Genomic DNA, 17,422 nt, shown 5'->3' with positions numbered 1-17,422 from the left:
AAGAGGCGGCCGCGGCTGCCATCCAGGCCGGATGGGCATGATGCGCGGCGGTTTCCGCTCCCACGGTTTCGGTCGTGGCCGTGGCCGCGACGACGAGGGGCGCGATGGCGGCGGTCGCGGTGGCCCACGCGGGCGGCGGATGTTCGACGGTGGCGAGCTGCGGCTCGTGCTCTTGAAGCTGATCGCCGACGAGCCGCGCCACGGCTATGATGTGATCCGCCAAGTCGAGGAACTGACCGGCGGGGCCTATGCGCCGTCGCCCGGCGTGGTCTATCCGACGCTGACGCTGCTCGACGACATGGGCCTGATCGAGGCGCGCCAGGCCGAGGGGTCGAAGAAGCTGTTCGCCGTCACCGATGCGGGCACCGCGCATCTCGCCGAAAATGCCGAGCAGGTCGAAGCGTTGATGGCGCGGCTTGCCGATGTCGGGGCCGAACGCGCCCGGACCGACAGTGCGTCGGTCCGCCGCGCGATGGGTAACTTGCGCGAAGTGTTGATCCACCGATTGCGGCATGAGGATGTGCCGAGGGAAACGCTGCACGACATCGTCGCGCTGATCGACGAAGCCGCGCAGAAGATCGAGCGGTTGTGATGTTCAGCGCCATTGCCCGCGTGCCGACGCAATCGGCCAGCAAATACCTTCAGCAGACGTGCAAGCATTGGGAGCATAACCTCGCGGTCAGCTTTACGCCGGAGCACGGCACGATCGTGTTTCCCAAGGATGCGCGCGGGGCCAACCACCCCGGCGATGCCACGGTGACGTTCGATGCGCATCCCGATGTGCTGGAGGTGCGGATCGACGCGACCTCGGCGGAGCAACTGGAGGGGTTGAAAGGCGCCGTGCAGCGCCATGTCGACCGCTTCGCGTTTCGCGAGGCGCCGCTGGTGTATGGTTGGGCGGCGGCGGGTTGAAGACCAACTGTCGTGCTCCTGCGGAGGCAGGAGCCCGGGGTAACGAAACGCTGCACGCGATCCCAGGGCTCCTGCCTGCGCAGGAGCACGACGCTCAGCTGGCGGACGCGTGCCGCTCCAGCACCCGCAGGTAGGTATCCAGCACGACCTGGTTGATCCGGTCCCATTGATAAGTGTCGGCCTCGGCATGGCCGGCCGCCCCTGCTGCGGCGCGAAACGCATCGTCCTCGCAAAAGCGTTGCAGCGCATCGGCATAGCCCGAAATATCGGTCGGCGGGACGATCAGTCCGGTAACGCCGTCTTCGATCAGCCCGACCGCGCCGCTTGCGCGCGCCGCCACCACCGGTACGCCTGCCGCCATCGCCTCCAGTGTCACGTTGCCAAAGGTCTCGGTGACGCTGGGGTTGAAGAACACGTCCATCGACGCGACCGCGCGGCCAAGATCGTCGCCGGTGAGGAAGCCAGCGAACACGGCATCGGGCACCTGCTGCGCGAACCAGTCTTTGGCCGGGCCTTCGCCGATCACGAAGGTGCGGTGCTTCACGCCGCGCGCGGCCAGCGCCCGCATAACCTGCGCGAAGACGTCGAGACCCTTTTCCTTGACCAGCCGCCCGAGGAAGCCGACGACGATCTCGTCATCGCCGATGCCGAGGCTCCGCCGCCACGCCAGATCACGCCGACCGGGGTTGAAGCGATCATGGTTCACGCCGCGCGACCAGCGTGTGACCGGCGTCGGCACGCCCCAATCGTGCAGGATTTCGCCCATCATCTGGCTGGGGGCGAGCACTTCATCGACCCGGCTGTAGAAACGCTTCTGGATGTTGATCATCGGGCCGACCAGGAAACTGAGCCCGTAATACTGCATATAGGTCTCGAAGCGCGTATGGTAGGAAGCGACGCTCGCGATGCCATGCGCCTCGGCATAGTTCAGTGCCTTGTGCCCAAGCCGGTCGGGTGCGGAGACATGGATCATGTTGGGCGCGAAGGCATCGAGATCGCGCCGCACGCGGTTCCCCATGCCGCGCGTCAGTTTGTATTCGCCGCGCAAGGGGATCTTGATCGACGGCGCGCTGATCAGATCGCCGGTCGGTGGAAAGGCGGGCGTCCGGCTGGTCGGCGCATAAATCCGCACCTTTACCCCGCGGCTGAGGAGGTGGCCGACCATCAGGTTGAGCGTCTGGTTCGCGCCGTCGCGCGTGTAATTATAGTTGCCGCTGAACAGCGCCACGCGGAGGTCGGAAGGTTGCATCGGGCGCGGCATAGCGAAGCGAAGGGCGCATGGCTATCTCCCCGGCGCGCGGGTGTCGGCGCGGAGTATGGAACGGCGCTCCCTGCATGCTCGTTGAGCGGCGTCAGCAAGGGAGAGACGCGATGTCGAACAGTTTTCGCACCGGCCAGAAGGTCAGTTGGCATTGGGGCAACGGCACCGCGCACGGCAAGGTGACCGAACGCTTCGACCGCCGCGTGCAGCGCACGATCAAGGGCAGCAAGATCGTGAAGGTCGGGACCAAGGACAATCCCGCCTATCTGGTCGAGCAGGAGGACGGCGGAAAGGCGCTGAAGCGCGGGTCGGAGCTGTCGGGCGGCTAACGCACGATCAGGCGGTGACGTGCATTTGCGTAAAGCCTTCGAAATAGGCGCGCATCGTGCGATCCTCGATCGGGGCGAGCAGCCGCGCAATCGTTTGCGCAGTGTTGTCGGCCGATCCGGTCGCACCGCCGTCGCAATGGCCCATGTCCCAATCGCCGAAGGTTCTCCGCTCGATCGCGGTACGCGACAGCGTGACGATGGCGAAGTGCCGGGGGTCCTGTTCGATCCGGCGGAACACGGTGTGCACCGCCTGATCGGGCCCCTCGAGCGTCTGCAGGAAATGTCGGCCGCCGGTAATCAGCAAACCTGTCACACCCGCTGCCCGATTATTGCGGCGCGAGGTGGCGAGGATGTCGACGAGGTCGCGGTTCGCGAGCATTTGTCGAGCGGTGCTGATGTAAACGATACGCTGCATCTCTTAACTCCCTGCTTTCTCTGAGTTTCGGTTGCTTTTGGTAAAGACGGCATAAAGTTTGCGCGCGGTTTCCAGGAAAAAATGAGGAAATCTCGTACCTTGCTGCCTTGGCAAGCGATGATTGCGAAATTTGTTCCCCTATCGTTCCATGCGCGATAAGGTGCCTGCATGGCCAAACCTCAAAAGCGCTACGTCTGTCAGGCTTGCGGATCGGTGTCGCACCGGTGGCAGGGGCAGTGTGCCGACTGCGCCGAATGGAACACCATGGTCGAGGATGCGGGCGCGACTGTCACGCCGTTCCAGGCCAAGCATAACCTTCAGACCGGCGGGCGGACGATGCAGCTCGTCACGCTGGATGCCGAGATCAGCCTGCCCGAGCGGTTGCCTTCCGGCATCGCGGAGTTCGACCGCGCGCTCGGTGGCGGGTTCGTCGAGGGGTCGGCGACGCTGATTGGCGGCGACCCCGGCATCGGCAAATCAACCTTGCTGTTACAGGCGGCGGCGAAGATGGCGCTGGCGGGACTGCCGGTGGCCTATGTCTCGGGCGAGGAAGCGGCGGATCAGGTCCGGCTGCGCGCGCGGCGGCTAGGGCTGGGCCATGCGCCGGTCATGCTCGCCTCGGCCACCTCGACGCGCGATATCCTGACGACCCTGGGGCAGGGGACACCTCCTGCCTTGCTGGTGATCGATTCGATCCAGACGATGCACAGCGATCTGATCGAGGGCGCGCCGGGGACGGTCAGTCAGGTGCGCGCATCGGCGCAGGAACTGATCCGCTTTGCCAAGGAACGCGGCACTGCGGTCGTGCTGGTCGGCCACGTGACAAAGGATGGCAGCATCGCGGGGCCGCGCGTGCTCGAACATATGGTCGATACGGTGCTGAGCTTCGAGGGCGAGCGCAGCCACCAATATCGCATCCTGCGCGCGATCAAGAATCGTTTCGGCGGCACCGACGAGATCGGCGTGTTCGCGATGGAGGCGGAAGGGTTGGCCGAGGTCGCTAACCCAAGCGCACTATTCCTGACTCAGCGCGAGGATGGCGTGACCGGCACCACCGTTTTCCCCGCGCTGGAGGGCACGCGGCCGGTGCTGGTCGAAATCCAGGCGCTGGTCGTCCGGCTGGCGAGCGGGGCGACGCCGCGCCGCGCGGTGGTCGGGTGGGACAGCGGGCGGCTCGCGATGGTGCTTGCGGTGCTGGAGGCACGCTGCGGGCTCAGTTTCTCGGCGTGCGAAGTCTATCTCAACATCGCCGGCGGGTATCGCGTCGCCGATCCCGCCGCCGATCTGGCGGTGGCGGCGGCGCTGATCTCCGCGCTGTCGGAACGCCCGGTGGCGGCGGATGCGGTGGTGTTCGGCGAGCTTGCGCTGTCCGGCGAAATCCGCGCGGTGGCGCATGGCCCGCTGCGGTTGAAGGAGGCGGGCAAGCTGGGGTTCGAACGCGCGATCGTCCCCGCGGCGGTGGCCGACGACAAGAGCGGCCTGACGCTGACCGGGTTCAAGGCGCTCGGCGGCTTCGTCGATTACATGCTCGGGCGTTGATCATCCGCACGCGGCTGAGCGTGTGCCGCCGCAAGCGAGCCTTCGCGAGCGCGGCGGAGGCGTGTGAGGCAGTCGTTGGGGATGCCGTTCTACTGCCGTACCGGTGTGATCGGGGGAACCATTTCCACCTCACGAGCCGGCGAAAGGGAAAGAAGCTGCCTCGGTGAGATGTGCGGATAATAGGGCCGCATCGGACTTGTTTAATAGTTTCAAATGTTTACCCCCGCTGCGTGTAGATGGAGCAGGGAAATTTCATGAAAAAAGTTCGATCGGATACCGTCGCTCCTCTGGCAGCGCCTTCCACGCCGAAGCGCGTCTGGACCACCCCGACCGTTATTCACTCGCTCGTCGATGAGACGGCAAAAGGCGTCTATCCGGTTGAGGCGGGATCGTTTCGTAGTGGCGTGCCGGTATACTTCGGCCCGTCTTAAGCGACTGCGCCGCCCAGCGGCGGCACCTTCCGGTGCCACTGTGCGGACATCTCGACAGGGCATGGCCGCCATCGTAGGTCGGCGCGCATGAACCTCACCGCGCTCGACATCCTCGTTCTGCTTGCCGTCGGGGGCGCGGCGACGCTGGGGATCATGCGCGGGTTCGTCACCGAAGTGCTCTCGCTGTTCGCCTGGGTGGCGATCGTCTTCGCGCTGAAGCTGTTCCATGTGCCGCTGACCCACGCGCTGACCGGCGTGGTGGGCACGACCACCGGCGCGGCGGTGCTCGCCTTCGCAATCCTGTCGGGCGGGACCTATTTCGCCGGGCGCGCGGTTGCCAATGCGATCGGCGCGCGCACGCGCGATTCGATCCTCGGCCCGGTCGATCGCGCGCTCGGCTTCGGCTTCGGCGCGCTTAAAGGCCTGATCCTCGCCAGCCTGGCTTTCCTGCTCGTCGTGCTGATGACCGACACGATGCGCGGCGGACCCACGCATCGACCGGAATGGCTGACCTCGGCGCGCTGTTACCCCTTGCTCAACGAAACTAGCGCCGCGATCGCCGATTTCGTCGACCGCCGCCGCAAGGGCGAACCGGTGTTCCGGGATGCGGAGAAGGCGCGGGCGAGCGAGTCCTCAAGTGATTCATCTTCTTCCTCCCCTCCCTGACAGGGAGGGGCTGGGGGTGGGTCGGCCCGTTATCGGATCGCAGCACCCGCCTCATACCAACCCACCCCCGACCCCTCCCTTTCAGGGAGGGGAGAACATGTATGGGGTGACGAATTGGGGGATGCGAACTCCCGTCGCGTGCCCTACATCGGCCCTATGAACGCGCCCCTCTACAATACCGAGATTCTCCGGCTGGCGGCGACGATCCCGCATCAGCAGCGCCTGGCCGACCCGATGGGCAGCGCCGAAAAGCGTTCGCCGATCTGCGGCAGCCGCGTGACGGTGGACGTCAACACCGATGCCGACGGGCGTGTGGCCGAGGTCGGGATGCTGGTGCGCGCCTGTGCGCTCGGACAGGCATCGTCGTCGCTTCTTGGTGCCGCAGTGATCGGCAAGACCGCAGACGAGATCGCCACCGCGCGCGACGAACTTGCCGCGTGGCTCGGCGGGGAGGGGCCGCTGCCCGATTGGCCCGGCTTCGCGCTGTTCACCCCGGCATTGCCGCATAGCGCGCGCCACGCCTCGATCCGGCTTGCCTTCGAAGCCGCCGCCGAAGCCGCCGCCACCGCTGCCGCAAAGGCGCCCGCATGAGCGAATCGCTGCTGCGCGACGGTGTCGTCCTCGGCGGTTTCGCCCTTGTTTTCGTTCTTCTCTTCCGCCGACTCGGTCTCGGCGCCACGCTCGGCTATCTCGTCGCCGGCGCGGTGGTCGGGCCGCACGTGCTGCATTTGGTGGGCGATGCCGAATCGATGATCGGCGTGGCCGAACTCGGCATTACGCTGCTGCTGTTCATCGTTGGGCTGGAGCTCAATCCGACACGACTATGGGCGCTGAAAAAAGAGATTTTCGGCCTGGGCCTGTTGCAGGTCCTGCTGTGCGGGCTGGCGGTCACCGCTCTCGTCGCCTCGGCGCGGTTCTCGCTATCGGCGGCCCTGGTGCTCGGCTTGCCGCTTGCTCTGTCCTCCACCGCGCAGGTGCTGCCGATGCTGCAGTCGGCGGGGCGCTTGCGCACGCCCTTTGGGGAACGCGCCTTTTCGATCCTGCTGTTCCAGGATCTGTCGATCGTACCGCTGATCACGCTGGTCGCGGTGCTCTCGCGCAATCCCGCCGACGCGAACGGCCCGCCGGGCTGGCTGCTGTTCCTCTACACCGTCGCCGCGATCGTCGGCCTGGTGCTTGCTGGGCGTTTCCTGCTGCGGCCGATGTTCCGTGTCATCGGCAATCTCGGCGAGCGCGAGATGTTCGTCTTTGCAGCCCTTTTCACCGTCGTGGCGGCGGCGGCGGTGATGGAGGCGCTGGGCCTGTCCACCGCACTCGGCGCGTTCGTCGCGGGCGTGATGCTGGCCGACAGCCCGTATCGGCATGAGCTCGAGGCCGATGTCGAGCCGTTCCGATCGATCCTGCTCGGGCTGTTCTTCGTCGCGGTCGGCATGATGCTCGATCTGGGCGCGATTGCGGAGCGGCCGCTGTTTGTGATCGGCATGGCGCTCGCGCTGATCGCGACCAAGGCGGTGATCATCTTCGGGATCGGCGTCGCGTTCAAGATGAGCTGGCGCGCTGCGCTCGCGCTTGGCCTGTTGCTAAGCCAGGGCGGCGAATTCGGCTTCGTCTTGTTCGCGCAGGCGCAGCGCGCGATGCTGATCGAACCCGAGGCCGCCAGCCTGTTTGGCGCGATCGTCACGCTGTCGATGGTCACGACGCCGTTCCTGATGATGATCACGCGCCGCATCCGCGAGGAGCCGATCAAGCAGGGCGACCGCGAAGGCCCCAAGGCGGATGGGGCCAATGCGCTGATCGTCGGCTACGGGCGCTTTGGCCAGACGGTGGCGCAGATGCTCAATGCGCAAGGGGTGCCGGTCACGCTGATCGACACCGATATCGAGATGATCGACGTAGCCTCCGAATTTGGTGCCAAGGTCTATTATGGCGACGGCACGCGGATGGATCTGCTGCGTCAGGCGGGGGCGGCGGAGGCAGAGCTGATCCTCTTCTGCATGGACGGCGACCAGCTTTCGCCGGATCTTATCCAGGGTGTGCACAAGGCCTTCCCGCAGGCCTCGATCTTTGTGCGGGCCTATGACCGGCGCGCGGTGATCAAGCTGAAGGGCGCGCCGCTCGACGGCGTCGTGCGCGAAGTGCTGGAATCGGCGGTGAAGATGGGGCGGTTGGCGCTGGAAAGCATCGGCGTCGACCAGGCCGAGATCGATCACACCGAAGACACCTATCGACGCCGCGACAAGGAACGGCTGCGCGCGCAAGTCGAGGCCGGTGATCTGCGTGCGGCGCGCAAGGTCGTGATCGACCAAAGCGCACGGGATGGCTTGGCCGGGGAGCAAACGGGATGAACTGGATCGCGATTTTGGCGGCGCTGTCGGGCGCGATCGCGGTGGGCGCGGGCGCTTTCGGCGCGCATGGCGCGAGCGGTCAGGCGCAGGAATGGCTCAAGACCGGCGCGCATTATCAGTTGATCCACGCGGTCGCCGCGCTGGTCGCGCTGCGGATGGAGGCGCGGGGGTCGGCGTGGCTGTTCATCGGCGGCGGCGCGCTCTTTGCGGGCACGCTGTATTTAATGGCGCTGGGTGCGCCACGCTGGTTCGGCGCGATCACGCCGATCGGCGGGGCGATGTTGATTGCGGGGTGGCTGTGGTTGGCTTGGGCCGGGCGAGCGGTTTGACGGCTGCTTCGGCCGCAATTGCGTACATGGCGCTACGCAGAGACCGCGAGTAATCCCGCAACTTTTTCGCCCAGTGTCGAAGAGGGCGTCGACGATGGTGCTTCGATTGATGATCGCTCTTCAAACCCACCTTGGCTGCCGAGGTTGGTGTGTGAAGTGATGTTGAGAACGTCGCCGTCGAGCGAAACAGTGACGCGTTTGGACAGCTTCATGAACGTCGCCCATGAACCAACTCCCGCCGCCAGCAGCAGCGGCTTGTCTAGCTGCACCGTAGGCGGTGGTATAGGGACACCGTTCGAAGAGCGAGCCAAAGCCGCTTCAATAGCTTGACCTAACTCTTCATGCGTCGGCGCATCGAATCGATCAACGTGTTCGTCATCGATCCAAAAGCCCGCTATTGTCCGGTGGCTCGCTACGACGAACAGCGCTCCCTTGCGCTCATACACTGCAGCGATCTTTGTCATCGGTGCGTACTGCGAAAAGCCAGCGCTTCTGTCTACCATCATGGGAGCTAACCACCATTCTCGCCATCCGCGCTTTCCTACAGTGCGCCAGCCTGTCATCCTCCTGGCCCGCTCTTCCAACCGGTCGAAATCAACCTGCCGCTAGAGCCATGAAAACACCCGCGATGGTGCGACTCTCTGTGACTTTAGCCACAAAAACAGGCATATCCAACACGCTACAGCCCGGTCTTGCGGCACCGGTCGGAGCAGTAGACCACATTCTCCCAATCGCGTGCCCATTTCTTGCGCCAGGCGAAGGGGCGCTGGCACACCGGACACATCTTGCTCGGGAGGTTGGCCTTGGCGACGGTCTTCGATGACGCATTCTTCATTTGAAATCGCCGCCCGCCATTGCCATCTCGCGCCCGCACCGGCATCGCCCGGCGCGTTCCGTTCCTTTCCCATGTCGGGGATCATGTCCAGCAACGATCATAGTCGATTGACCGCGCCGCAAGGGCTGTTCGCGCAACGCTGATCGTCGGATCGGCCACCCGCGACCGCCTGACCGGCGCGGTCGCACCCGAAAGGTGAGCCGATGAATGCACTCCGTTTCCTCCACGATCTGCGCCGTGGCCCGGCCGCGCGCGACCCCAATCTGGTGTTCGATGAACGCTCGACCTTCGGCGAACGTCTGGCCGACCGCGTTGCGGCGGTCGGCGGGTCGTGGGGCTTCATCATCGCCTTTTCGGTGTTTCTGCTAGGGTGGGGCGCGCTCAATACGCTCGCGCTGGGTGCCCGCGCGTTCGATCCGTTCCCCTTCATCTTTCTCAATCTGATGCTGTCGATGGTCGCCGCGCTGCAGGCCCCGATCATCATGATGAGCCAGAACCGGCAATCGGCCAAGGACCGGCTCGACGCACGGCTTGACTACGAAACCAACGTCCGGGCCGAGATTCAGATCGAGGGACTGCACGCGAAGATCGACGCGTTGCAGGCGGCGATCGACCGACTGTCGATTCGCGCGGCCTAGCTCAGCGGTCGAGAAAGGCGCGCACGTCGGCCAGATCGACCGATTTGTCGAGGAAGGTCCGCCCGATCCCGCGCGCCAGCAGAAAGGGCAGGGTGCCCGCATCCATCTTCTTGTCGTGGAGCATGTGCGCGACCAGCGTCTCGCCATCGGCTTCGATCCCCGCCGCCGCCGCGCCATCGGGCAGGCCGACGCTCCGCAGATGCGCCGCGACGCGCTCGGCGTCGGCCGCCGGGGCCAAGCCGTGAGCTGCAGAGTAAGCGAAGGCCTGCGCCATGCCCGCCGCAACCGCCTCGCCGTGCAGCAGCCGGTCGGAAAAGCCCGCTTCCGCCTCCAGCGCGTGGCCGAAGGTGTGGCCAAGGTTGAGCAAAGCCCGCGCGCCGGTCGTCTCGCGCTCGTCCTCCGCGACGATGCGCGCCTTGGCGGCGACCGAATGGGCGATGGCATATTCACGCGCCGCCGGGTCGCCCGCGATCAGCGCGGCGGCGTTCGCCTCGCACCAATCGAAGAAAGCGGGATCGTCGATCAGGCCGTATTTGACGACTTCGGCATAGCCTGCGCGGACTTGCCGTACCGGCAGCGTGTCGAGCACTTGCGGGTCGATCAGCACCAAGGCCGGTTGGTGGAACGCGCCGATCAGATTCTTGCCCGCACGGGAATTGATCGCAGTCTTGCCGCCGACCGACGAATCGACTTGGGCGAGCAGCGTCGTCGGGATCTGCACAAAGCCGCAGCCACGCTTCAGGATACTGCACGCAAAGCCGACCAGATCGCCGATCACCCCGCCGCCGAGTGCCACGACATGATCGCCGCGCTCGACGCCGAGATTGAGCAGCCGGTCGGTCAGCGCTTCCAGTTGGGCCCAGCTCTTGGTCGATTCGCCCGGCGGCGACACGATCGCTTCGCTGGCGACCCCCGCGGCGGTCAGCGCGGATTGCAGTGTGGCGAGGTGCGGCAGGACATTATCGTCGGTGACGATCGCCATCGTCCGACCGCGCGACAAGGGTGCGAGCCAGTCGGCTGCGCGGGAGAGCAAGCCCGCCTCGATCACGACATCGTAACTGCGCGCACCCAGCGAAACCGGAATCGTCGTCATAGCTGGCCGAGTGCTTTCAGGATGGTGTTCACGGTCGCGTCATGCGGCGCGCGCTGGCTGGAGACGCGTAAGGGGGCCAGCGCGTAATATGGGTTCCGCACCCGCGCCAGTTCCTCAAGCACCGCGAGCGGATCACGCCCGCGCAGCAAGGGGCGGGTGTCGCGGCGCGAAACGCGGTCGGCGAGCACCGCAGGCTTGGCGTCCAGCCAGACCGCAAACCCGCGCGCCAGGATCGCCGCGCGCGTCTCGGGATCGACGAATGCACCGCCGCCGGTAGCGATCACCCGCTTTTCGCCGTTCATCAACCGCGCGATCACGCGGCGTTCGCCATCGCGGAAATAGGGTTCGCCGAAGCGTTCGAAAATGTCGGGGATCGACATGCCGGCTGCGACTTCGATCTCCGTATCGGCATCGACGAAGGGCAGTCCGAGGCGCGCCGCCAGGCGGCGTCCGACGGTCGATTTGCCCGCGCCCATGAGGCCGACCAGCACGATCGGTTGACCGGTCCAGCGCGGTGTTTCGGGTTGTGGGGCGGCAGGGCTTTGCATCATTGAGGTCGGGGCTATACAGCGCAGGCGCGTCTCGGGCAAAAGGCCTGTGCGGGCGTTGCCCCATATTGTTTTGTAACAGGTCCCTCGCTTATGTCCCGATTGCTCGTGCTGGTCCTTGTCGTGGTCGTCGTGCTGGCGGGCGTTCTGTTCGGGCTGTCTTCGATTGCCCGCGAAAAGCCACTGAAGCATGTCGAAAAGGCCGTGCCGGTTGCGAATCTCCAGAAATAACATCGCGTTCGCCGCGCTGCCGCTGATCGCGGCGGCGGGCCTGGCGATTCCGGCGCTGGGTCCGGCAATGGGGCAGGACCGGCCCGAATCGATTCTGCCGCCGGGCTTTGGCGAGCCGACGCCAGCGCCGACGCAGGCCCCGCGTCCACGCCCGACGACGCCAGCCCCGGTGGCGCAGCCGACCGTCGCCGCGCCGCAAGCGCCTGCCGCGACGCTCCCCGGCGCGATCGAGGCACCGCTCACCGCGCCGACGCCGGACGCAACGCCGACCGCCGTGGCGACGCCACCCGCGCCGACCGATTTCGCCGCCTTCGTGCGCGCCGACATGCCCGATTATGCCCGCCGATCGCTCGACCGGGTGGGTGCTGCCGGGCCTGCCGAAGGCGCGATGGGGCCGCGTGCCTTTGGGCGCGCCGACGGGCGCTATCTCGAAATCTTGATGCAGCGCCTGCGCGCGCCGATCGCCTCGCGTTGGGTTTCAATCGCGCTGCGTCGCGCGCTGCTGGCGCGGGTCGATACGCCGCGCAGTGTGAACGGGGCGGATTTCGCGGCCGAGCGGTCATGGTTGCTGACGCGGATGGGCGAATCGGTCGCGGCGCGCGCGATGGCGCAAGCGGTCGACAGCGAGGATTACACGCCCAAGCTGTTCGAGGCGGCGATGCAGGCGGCGCTTGCGACGGGCGACCCGGCGGCCTTGTGCCCGATGGTCGAGGCGGGTGCTGCACTGAAGCGCGAACGCGGCTGGGTGTTGGCGCAGGCGATGTGCACCGGCCTGTCCGGCATGGGCGCGCGCGCGCAGCCGATGATCAGCGCGGCGCGCCGCTCTGGCCTGGCCGGTGGGGTCGATCTGCTGCTGGCGCAGAAGGTTGCCGGCACCGGGCAGGGCGGTCGTCAGGCGGTCACGATCGAGTGGGATAACGTCAGCCAATTGACCGCGTGGCGCTATGGCCTCGCCACGGCGACCGGCGTTGAGATTCCGGATGCGTTGCTGGCGACGACGACACCAGCGGTGCAGGGGTGGCGGGCGCTGTCCCCTGCGCTCGAGCCGCATGTGCGGGCGCGCGTCGCGGAGCTGGCGGCGGCGCGTGGCATCCTGTCGGGCGCGGCGCTGGTCGATCTTTACAGTGCGATCGAGGGCGAAGACGATCAATCGCTGGCCGAGATCGGCATCGCCCGCGATCTGCGCGCCGCCTATGAAGGAGCCGACGCGTCCGCGCGCGCGGATGCGCTGAAGCGGCTGTGGGACGAGCCCAAGGGCTATGAGGCGCGCTACGGCCGGCTGGTGCTGACCGCGGGGGCGGCGGCGCGCATTCCGACGACGCTGAAGGACCCGGATGTCGATCGGCTGGTCGCGTCGATGCTCAGCGTCGGCTTTGATCCCCGCGCGTTGCGCTGGCGCGATGCGGCCGCGCGCGGCAGCGATGCCTGGGCGATGCTGACGCTGGTCGATCCGGTGGCACCGGCGCTGAGCGCTGGCGAGATCGGGGCCTATTCGGGTACGAACGACCCGGAGGGCCGCAAGCTGCGCCTGTTCTTTGCCGGCGCGGCGGGGACCGGGCGGATGAGCGCGGCCGACATCGAAAGCGAGGCGCGGTCGCTCGGCGTGCGTGTTGGCTACGAGGACAGTTGGGTTCGGGCGATCAAGCAGGCGGCGCGGGATCAGGAGCCGGGGACGGTCGTACTGCTCGCCGCGATCGGAATGCAGACCCAACGCTGGCGCGGCGTATCGCCCGAGACCGTGTACCACGTTTGCACGGCCTTGCGCGCCGTCGGGATGCCGGGCGAGGCGCGGATGGTCGCGGTCGAGGCGATCAGCCGGATGTCGCTCGACCGTTGAGCGAGGTTGCGCCCGCGAGCGAGGATCGCGCGTTGATCGACCGTTTCCTGGAGATGATGGCGGCGGAAGCCGGGGCGGCGAAGAACACGATCAACGCGTATCGCAGCGATCTCGCGCTCGCCTCGGACTTCCTTCATGGGCGGCTGAGCAGCGCTGGGGGGGATGATCTGACGCGGTTGAGTGCGGAGTGGCTGGCGCTGTCGAAGTCGAGCGTTGCTCGCAAATCCGCGGCGCTGCGGCGCTTTTTCGCGTTTCTGGCCGATGAAGGGCTGCGGGGGGACGATCCGGGCGCGGCGCTGCCGAGGCCGGGCGCATCGCGCGCTTTGCCCAAGGTGCTCGATCACGCCGACATGGACCGGCTGTTTGTTGCGATCGACGCGCGAATCGCCCGGGACCCGCCCGATCCCAACGATCTGCGGCTGTCGGCGCTGGTCGAATTGCTCTACGGATCGGGGTTGCGCGCGACCGAGCTTGTGTCGTTGCCGCTCCGCGCGATTGCGCCTGACCGCCCCTATCTGATCCTGCGCGGCAAGGGCGGAACCGAGCGACTGGTACCGCTGTCGGACCGGGCGCGGGCGGCGGTGGCGCTGTGGCGCGCGGAGGTGCCGGCGGATAACCCGTGGCTGTTTCCCTCCGGCAAGACGCATCTCAGCCGGATTCGGCTCTATCAATTGCTCAAGGGGCTTGCGGCCGAGGCGGGAATCCCGCCTGAACGCGTCAGTCCGCACGTGCTGCGCCATGCCTTCGCCACGCATTTGCTGGCTGGCGGCGCGGATTTGCGCGCGTTGCAGGCGATGCTGGGCCATGCCGATATCGCAACGACCGAAATCTACACGCATGTCGATGCGAGCCGACTGGTCGAACTGGTCAATGCCCGTCATCCGTTGGCCGAAGCCACGGCACGCGTTGACGCGAAGAAGCGCGGAGCATAGAGCGCCGCGCTCACATCCGTTCGCCCTGAGCCCCGTCGAAGGGTCGTTGTCCGCTTGCGATCGTCTCGATTCGAGGAGGGCAGTGCTTCGACAAGCTCAGCACGAACGGGAACAGGGCTGTGCGACGCATAATGGCAAGCTTTCTCGACTTTGAAAAACCGATCGCCGAGCTGCAAGGCAGGATCGATGAACTGCGCGAAACCGCCGCCGAGGGATCGGTCGATCTCGCCCCCGAGGTTTCGCGGTTGCAGGCGAAATCCGACAAATTGCTGCGCGATACCTATGCGCGGCTGACCCCGTGGCAGAAGACGCAAGTGGCGCGCCACGGCGAGCGGCCGCACTTCAAAAACTATGTCGCCGGGTTGTTCGACGATTTCATGCTGCTGGCCGGCGACCGCGCATTTGGCGATGATCAGGCGATCCTGGGCGGGTTCGCGACCTTTCGCGGGCGGCGCGTGGTCGTGATCGGGCATGAGAAGGGTGACGATACCGCGAGCCGGCTGCGCCACAATTTCGGTATGGGCAAGCCCGAGGGCTATCGCAAGGCGATCCGTTTGATGCAGCTGGCCGAGCGTTTCGGGCTGCCGGTGGTGACGCTGGTCGACACTTCGGGTGCCTTTCCCGGCGTGCAGGCCGAGGAGCGCGGTCAGGCTGAGGCGATTGCGCGCTCGACCGAAACCTGCCTTTCGCTCGGCGTCCCGCTGGTCGCGGCGATCGTCGGCGAGGGCGGGTCCGGCGGCGCGATCGCGCTGGCGGCGGGCAATGCGGTGCTGATGTTCGAACACGCCGTGTATTCGGTGATCTCGCCGGAGGGCTGCGCCTCGATCCTGTGGCGCACCGCCGACAAGGCCGCCGATGCGGCCGAAGCGATGAGGGTCACCGCGCAGGATCTCAAGAGCCTCGGCGTGATCGACACGATCGTGCCCGAGCCGCTCGGCGGGGCACAACGCGAGCCGACCGCTGCGATCCGCGCGCTTGGCGATGCGATCGCGGAGGCGCTGTCGCGACTCGACGGCCAGGACCCGGTGCAGTTACGGCGCGGGCGGCGCGAGAAATTCCTGGCGATGGGGCGGCTGTAAGCGTCCCCGGCCAATCTCACAAAAAAGGGCGGCGAACCGAAAGGTCCGCCGCCCGATTTTTAGAGGGGTATCGTAAGAAGCTTACGTAGCCTTCATGTTCGACGACACGTTCGTGAACGTGGTCTTCAGCTGGTTGCCCAGGCCCTGCATCGCGGCAATCGCGGCAACGGCGATGAGTGCTGCGATCAGGCCATATTCGATGGCGGTCGCGCCCTTCGAATTTTTGATGAAATTGCGGATCGACTTCATGTCCGGTCTCCAGTGGTGGTTGCTTCAGTTCCCGGTCGGACCGGTAGACCGGGCCAACAGATGCTGGTGTAGGTGCGGAGAGTTGAGAAAGGTTTAAGCGCCTTGGAACTTTTTTGGGGCAGGCGGCTTTCAGGTCGCCGCGCGCGCGTTCGCCATCTTGTTGTTGACGTTGCCCCACATGCCGGTCGTGGTGTTGGCGACCTCCATGAACGCAGCGATCATGGTGATCACCACCAGCGCGGCGATCAGGCCATATTCGATCGCGGTGCCGCCGCGTTTGTCTTTCAGAACGCGCTTGAAGGGTCCAACGATCATTCGGGTTCCGCCCGCAGTGTGCAAAGGCCATTACGCCTAAAGGAGGAGGGTTAAGGAATGTCTAAAACCGTCATCCGATCGAGCCTGTTCGTGGTTGCGGTCGCCTTGGTCGACGGGGCGGGGCGGGTGTTGGTGCAGCAAAGGCCGCGGGACAAGCAGATGGGTGGCTTGTGGGAATTCCCCGGCGGCAAGGTCGAGGCGGGCGAGACGCCGGAGGCAGCGCTGGTGCGTGAGGTGACCGAGGAATTGGGCGTTTCGATCGAGCCCGAGGCGCTCCGCCCGCTCACCTTTGCCAGCGAACCGCTTGCCGACCGGCATTTGCTGCTCCTGCTGTATCTGTGCCGTGAATGGTCGGGGGAGCCGCAGGCGCTGGATGCGACTGCACTCGCATGGCACGCGCCGAGCGAACTGCGTGATCTGGCGATGCCGCCGGCCGATCTACCCTTCATCGATGTGCTGCAGGCAGCGTTAACCGCGTCATGAGCGCGCTGCGTATTCGCACACGCTGGAGGCCCGACCGGGAATCGAACCCGGGTGCGAGGATTTGCAGTCCTCTACGTCACCACTCCGCCATCGGGCCTCGATGCTGTGCGAGGCGCGGCAGATGCAAGCGACGGGGCGCGCTGTCAACCGGGGATTGAAAAATGCCGAGATCGCTCGCTTGGCGAACGCGTTACGGCGCGATAGAAGCGGTCGCCGTGATCCGGTGTATTGCATACGTAAGGCAGTTGTGCGAAACCGGGTGGGCGATGAAGGTAGCACAATGAAACTCAACATGCGCGAATCGGGTTCTGCGGCAATGCGTCACGCAATGGTGGCGAGCCAGCTCCGCACCAATGCGGTGAGCGACGCACGGGTCGTCGCAGCGATGGATACCGTGGCGCGCGAGGCATTCCTGCCAGCGGAGCAGGCGGAACTCGCGTACCGCGATACCGCGGTCCCCTTGTCGCATGGTCGCGCGCAGAATGTGCCGATCGCGACCGGGCGGTTGTTGACGCAGGCCGAGCTCCGTGCGGACGACCGCGCGCTGCTGATCGGGGCGGCGGGTGGTTATACCGCGGCGGTGCTCGCCGAACTGGTGGCCGAGGTCGTCGCGGTCGAAAGTGACGCGGCGCTGGCGGCACTTGCGCGCACGGCGCTTGCCGGGAACGCGACGGTCACGCTGGTCGAAGGACCGCTCGAAGCCGGTCATGCCGCTGGCGCGCCGTACGACGTGATCGTGATCGACGGCGCGGTGGAGGAGATTCCTGAGGCGTTGATCGAGCAGGTGAAGATCGGCGGGCGCGTGGTGGCGGGAATCCTCGATCGCGGCGTGACGCGGTTGAGCGCCGGGCGGCGTTCTGCGGGCGGCTTCGGCTTGCTCGATTTCGCGGACATCGATTGCGTGGCGCTCCCCGGTTTCGCGCGGCCGCGCACTTTCACCTTCTGATAAGAAAAG

The 17,422-nt window shown here is 66.2% G+C and carries 23 protein-coding genes and 1 tRNA gene; 15 read left to right on the top strand and 9 right to left on the bottom strand.

Annotation, left to right across the window (positions count from 1 at the left end):
* Nucleotides 1–40: 40 nt before the first annotated feature.
* Both AB5I39_RS01885 and AB5I39_RS01880 read left to right on the top strand, forming a co-directional pair.
* Nucleotides 41–592: a PadR family transcriptional regulator gene (locus tag AB5I39_RS01885; RefSeq protein WP_404370394.1), complete on the top strand. Its 552-nt coding sequence runs from the start codon at nt 41–43 to the stop codon at nt 590–592.
* A complete protein-coding gene (locus AB5I39_RS01880; RefSeq protein ID WP_404370391.1) occupies nt 592–912 on the top strand; it encodes a DUF2218 domain-containing protein in 321 nt (106 codons plus the stop codon). The genes AB5I39_RS01885 and AB5I39_RS01880 overlap by 1 nt, the downstream gene beginning before the upstream one ends.
* Nucleotides 913–1,006: 94 nt before the next feature.
* On the opposite strand, the gene AB5I39_RS01875 is transcribed toward AB5I39_RS01880, so the two are convergent.
* Entirely contained in the window at nt 1,007–2,161 is a 1,155-nt protein-coding gene (locus AB5I39_RS01875; protein WP_404370388.1) for a glycosyltransferase family 4 protein, read from the bottom strand.
* A 122-nt stretch (nt 2,162–2,283) separates the two neighbouring features.
* On the opposite strand from AB5I39_RS01875, the gene AB5I39_RS01870 reads away from it, so the two are divergent.
* A complete protein-coding gene (locus AB5I39_RS01870) occupies nt 2,284–2,502 on the top strand; it encodes a DUF2945 domain-containing protein (protein WP_404370385.1) in 219 nt (72 codons plus the stop codon).
* Nucleotides 2,503–2,509: 7 nt separating this feature from the next.
* Here the strand turns inward: AB5I39_RS01870 and AB5I39_RS01865 are convergent, their stop codons facing one another.
* Nucleotides 2,510–2,917, bottom strand: coding sequence for a BLUF domain-containing protein (locus AB5I39_RS01865; RefSeq protein WP_404370383.1), 408 nt, complete (start codon nt 2,915–2,917; stop codon nt 2,510–2,512).
* Nucleotides 2,918–3,085: 168 nt separating this feature from the next.
* On the opposite strand from AB5I39_RS01865, the gene radA reads away from it, so the two are divergent.
* From radA to AB5I39_RS01840, 5 genes are all read left to right on the top strand, one after another.
* Nucleotides 3,086–4,456: a DNA repair protein RadA gene (radA, locus tag AB5I39_RS01860; RefSeq protein WP_404370380.1), complete on the top strand. Its 1,371-nt coding sequence runs from the start codon at nt 3,086–3,088 to the stop codon at nt 4,454–4,456.
* A 518-nt stretch (nt 4,457–4,974) separates the two neighbouring features.
* Nucleotides 4,975–5,553, top strand: coding sequence for a CvpA family protein (locus AB5I39_RS01855; protein WP_404370377.1), 579 nt, complete (start codon nt 4,975–4,977; stop codon nt 5,551–5,553).
* A 156-nt stretch (nt 5,554–5,709) separates the two neighbouring features.
* Nucleotides 5,710–6,144, top strand: a complete 435-nt coding sequence (locus AB5I39_RS01850) for an iron-sulfur cluster assembly scaffold protein (protein WP_404370375.1) — start codon at nt 5,710–5,712, stop codon at nt 6,142–6,144.
* A complete protein-coding gene (locus AB5I39_RS01845) occupies nt 6,141–7,898 on the top strand; it encodes a cation:proton antiporter (protein ID WP_404370372.1) in 1,758 nt (585 codons plus the stop codon). Before AB5I39_RS01850 ends, AB5I39_RS01845 begins: the two co-directional genes overlap by 4 nt.
* Nucleotides 7,895–8,227 carry a DUF423 domain-containing protein gene (locus AB5I39_RS01840; protein WP_404370370.1) on the top strand — a complete coding sequence of 111 codons (333 nt, stop codon included), beginning with the start codon at nt 7,895–7,897 and terminating at the stop codon, nt 8,225–8,227. The genes AB5I39_RS01845 and AB5I39_RS01840 overlap by 4 nt, the downstream gene beginning before the upstream one ends.
* 32 nt (nt 8,228–8,259) lie before the next feature.
* On the opposite strand, the gene AB5I39_RS01835 is transcribed toward AB5I39_RS01840, so the two are convergent.
* Nucleotides 8,260–8,691 carry a hypothetical protein gene (locus AB5I39_RS01835; protein WP_404370367.1) on the bottom strand — a complete coding sequence of 144 codons (432 nt, stop codon included), beginning with the start codon at nt 8,689–8,691 and terminating at the stop codon, nt 8,260–8,262.
* A gap of 215 nt (nt 8,692–8,906) precedes the next feature.
* On the bottom strand, nt 8,907–9,062 hold the full coding sequence (locus AB5I39_RS01830) for a DUF2256 domain-containing protein (protein ID WP_404370365.1): 156 nt from the start codon (nt 9,060–9,062) through the stop codon (nt 8,907–8,909).
* A 203-nt stretch (nt 9,063–9,265) separates the two neighbouring features.
* Between AB5I39_RS01830 and AB5I39_RS01825 the strand changes: the two genes are divergently transcribed.
* Nucleotides 9,266–9,700, top strand: coding sequence for a DUF1003 domain-containing protein (locus AB5I39_RS01825; protein ID WP_404370362.1), 435 nt, complete (start codon nt 9,266–9,268; stop codon nt 9,698–9,700).
* 1 nt (nt 9,701) lies between these two features.
* On the opposite strand, the gene aroB is transcribed toward AB5I39_RS01825, so the two are convergent.
* Nucleotides 9,702–10,793: a 3-dehydroquinate synthase gene (gene aroB, locus AB5I39_RS01820; protein WP_404370359.1), complete on the bottom strand. Its 1,092-nt coding sequence runs from the start codon at nt 10,791–10,793 to the stop codon at nt 9,702–9,704.
* Complete coding sequence (locus AB5I39_RS01815) at nt 10,790–11,341, bottom strand: shikimate kinase (protein ID WP_404373955.1); 552 nt, start codon at nt 11,339–11,341, stop codon at nt 10,790–10,792. Before AB5I39_RS01815 ends, aroB begins: the two co-directional genes overlap by 4 nt.
* Nucleotides 11,342–11,434: 93 nt before the next feature.
* On the opposite strand from AB5I39_RS01815, the gene AB5I39_RS01810 reads away from it, so the two are divergent.
* From AB5I39_RS01810 to AB5I39_RS01795, 4 genes are all read left to right on the top strand, one after another.
* Nucleotides 11,435–11,572 carry a hypothetical protein gene (locus AB5I39_RS01810; RefSeq protein ID WP_176495695.1) on the top strand — a complete coding sequence of 46 codons (138 nt, stop codon included), beginning with the start codon at nt 11,435–11,437 and terminating at the stop codon, nt 11,570–11,572.
* Nucleotides 11,553–13,409, top strand: a complete 1,857-nt coding sequence (locus tag AB5I39_RS01805) for a hypothetical protein (protein ID WP_404370357.1) — start codon at nt 11,553–11,555, stop codon at nt 13,407–13,409. The genes AB5I39_RS01810 and AB5I39_RS01805 overlap by 20 nt, the downstream gene beginning before the upstream one ends.
* A complete protein-coding gene (locus AB5I39_RS01800; RefSeq protein ID WP_404370355.1) occupies nt 13,406–14,341 on the top strand; it encodes a tyrosine-type recombinase/integrase in 936 nt (311 codons plus the stop codon). Before AB5I39_RS01805 ends, AB5I39_RS01800 begins: the two co-directional genes overlap by 4 nt.
* Nucleotides 14,342–14,472: 131 nt before the next feature.
* Nucleotides 14,473–15,420: an acetyl-CoA carboxylase carboxyltransferase subunit alpha gene (locus AB5I39_RS01795; protein WP_404370353.1), complete on the top strand. Its 948-nt coding sequence runs from the start codon at nt 14,473–14,475 to the stop codon at nt 15,418–15,420.
* An 81-nt stretch (nt 15,421–15,501) separates the two neighbouring features.
* On the opposite strand, the gene AB5I39_RS01790 is transcribed toward AB5I39_RS01795, so the two are convergent.
* On the bottom strand, nt 15,502–15,669 hold the full coding sequence (locus AB5I39_RS01790) for a Flp family type IVb pilin (protein ID WP_404370351.1): 168 nt from the start codon (nt 15,667–15,669) through the stop codon (nt 15,502–15,504).
* Between the two features lie 129 nt (nt 15,670–15,798).
* Nucleotides 15,799–15,984, bottom strand: coding sequence for a Flp family type IVb pilin (locus AB5I39_RS01785; protein WP_404370348.1), 186 nt, complete (start codon nt 15,982–15,984; stop codon nt 15,799–15,801).
* 57 nt (nt 15,985–16,041) lie between these two features.
* Between AB5I39_RS01785 and AB5I39_RS01780 the strand changes: the two genes are divergently transcribed.
* Entirely contained in the window at nt 16,042–16,467 is a 426-nt protein-coding gene (locus AB5I39_RS01780) for a (deoxy)nucleoside triphosphate pyrophosphohydrolase (RefSeq protein ID WP_404370346.1), read from the top strand.
* A 23-nt stretch (nt 16,468–16,490) separates the two neighbouring features.
* On the opposite strand, the gene AB5I39_RS01775 is transcribed toward AB5I39_RS01780, so the two are convergent.
* Nucleotides 16,491–16,564, bottom strand: a tRNA-Cys gene (locus tag AB5I39_RS01775).
* Nucleotides 16,565–16,783: 219 nt separating this feature from the next.
* On the opposite strand from AB5I39_RS01775, the gene AB5I39_RS01770 reads away from it, so the two are divergent.
* Nucleotides 16,784–17,413 carry a protein-L-isoaspartate O-methyltransferase gene (locus AB5I39_RS01770; RefSeq protein ID WP_404370343.1) on the top strand — a complete coding sequence of 210 codons (630 nt, stop codon included), beginning with the start codon at nt 16,784–16,786 and terminating at the stop codon, nt 17,411–17,413.
* Nucleotides 17,414–17,422: the final 9 nt, after the last annotated feature.

It is taken from the genome of Sphingomonas sp. MMS24-J45, from assembly GCF_044881195.1.
Lineage (GTDB): Bacteria > Pseudomonadota > Alphaproteobacteria > Sphingomonadales > Sphingomonadaceae > Sphingomonas.
Note: the sequence above shows the minus strand (reverse complement) of the source record. Positions and strands in the feature narration are given on the sequence as shown.

Excerpts from the sequence above, each read along its gene's own strand:
- AB5I39_RS01885 (WP_404370394.1), top strand. The coding sequence starts at position 41 with ATGCGCGGCGGTTTCCGCTCCCACGGTTTCGGTCGTGGCCGTGGCCGC.
- AB5I39_RS01880 (WP_404370391.1), top strand. The coding sequence starts at position 592 with ATGTTCAGCGCCATTGCCCGCGTGCCGACGCAATCGGCCAGCAAATAC.
- AB5I39_RS01875 (WP_404370388.1), bottom strand. The coding sequence starts at position 2,161 with ATGCAACCTTCCGACCTCCGCGTGGCGCTGTTCAGCGGCAACTATAAT.
- AB5I39_RS01870 (WP_404370385.1), top strand. The coding sequence starts at position 2,284 with ATGTCGAACAGTTTTCGCACCGGCCAGAAGGTCAGTTGGCATTGGGGC.
- AB5I39_RS01865 (WP_404370383.1), bottom strand. The coding sequence starts at position 2,917 with ATGCAGCGTATCGTTTACATCAGCACCGCTCGACAAATGCTCGCGAAC.
- radA (WP_404370380.1), top strand. The coding sequence starts at position 3,086 with ATGGCCAAACCTCAAAAGCGCTACGTCTGTCAGGCTTGCGGATCGGTG.
- AB5I39_RS01855 (WP_404370377.1), top strand. The coding sequence starts at position 4,975 with ATGAACCTCACCGCGCTCGACATCCTCGTTCTGCTTGCCGTCGGGGGC.
- AB5I39_RS01850 (WP_404370375.1), top strand. The coding sequence starts at position 5,710 with ATGAACGCGCCCCTCTACAATACCGAGATTCTCCGGCTGGCGGCGACG.
- AB5I39_RS01845 (WP_404370372.1), top strand. The coding sequence starts at position 6,141 with ATGAGCGAATCGCTGCTGCGCGACGGTGTCGTCCTCGGCGGTTTCGCC.
- AB5I39_RS01840 (WP_404370370.1), top strand. The coding sequence starts at position 7,895 with ATGAACTGGATCGCGATTTTGGCGGCGCTGTCGGGCGCGATCGCGGTG.
- AB5I39_RS01835 (WP_404370367.1), bottom strand. The coding sequence starts at position 8,691 with ATGACAAAGATCGCTGCAGTGTATGAGCGCAAGGGAGCGCTGTTCGTC.
- AB5I39_RS01830 (WP_404370365.1), bottom strand. The coding sequence starts at position 9,062 with ATGAAGAATGCGTCATCGAAGACCGTCGCCAAGGCCAACCTCCCGAGC.
- AB5I39_RS01825 (WP_404370362.1), top strand. The coding sequence starts at position 9,266 with ATGAATGCACTCCGTTTCCTCCACGATCTGCGCCGTGGCCCGGCCGCG.
- aroB (WP_404370359.1), bottom strand. The coding sequence starts at position 10,793 with ATGACGACGATTCCGGTTTCGCTGGGTGCGCGCAGTTACGATGTCGTG.
- AB5I39_RS01815 (WP_404373955.1), bottom strand. The coding sequence starts at position 11,341 with ATGCAAAGCCCTGCCGCCCCACAACCCGAAACACCGCGCTGGACCGGT.
- AB5I39_RS01810 (WP_176495695.1), top strand. The coding sequence starts at position 11,435 with ATGTCCCGATTGCTCGTGCTGGTCCTTGTCGTGGTCGTCGTGCTGGCG.
- AB5I39_RS01795 (WP_404370353.1), top strand. The coding sequence starts at position 14,473 with ATGGCAAGCTTTCTCGACTTTGAAAAACCGATCGCCGAGCTGCAAGGC.
- AB5I39_RS01790 (WP_404370351.1), bottom strand. The coding sequence starts at position 15,669 with ATGAAGTCGATCCGCAATTTCATCAAAAATTCGAAGGGCGCGACCGCC.
- AB5I39_RS01785 (WP_404370348.1), bottom strand. The coding sequence starts at position 15,984 with ATGATCGTTGGACCCTTCAAGCGCGTTCTGAAAGACAAACGCGGCGGC.
- AB5I39_RS01780 (WP_404370346.1), top strand. The coding sequence starts at position 16,042 with ATGTCTAAAACCGTCATCCGATCGAGCCTGTTCGTGGTTGCGGTCGCC.
- AB5I39_RS01770 (WP_404370343.1), top strand. The coding sequence starts at position 16,784 with ATGCGTCACGCAATGGTGGCGAGCCAGCTCCGCACCAATGCGGTGAGC.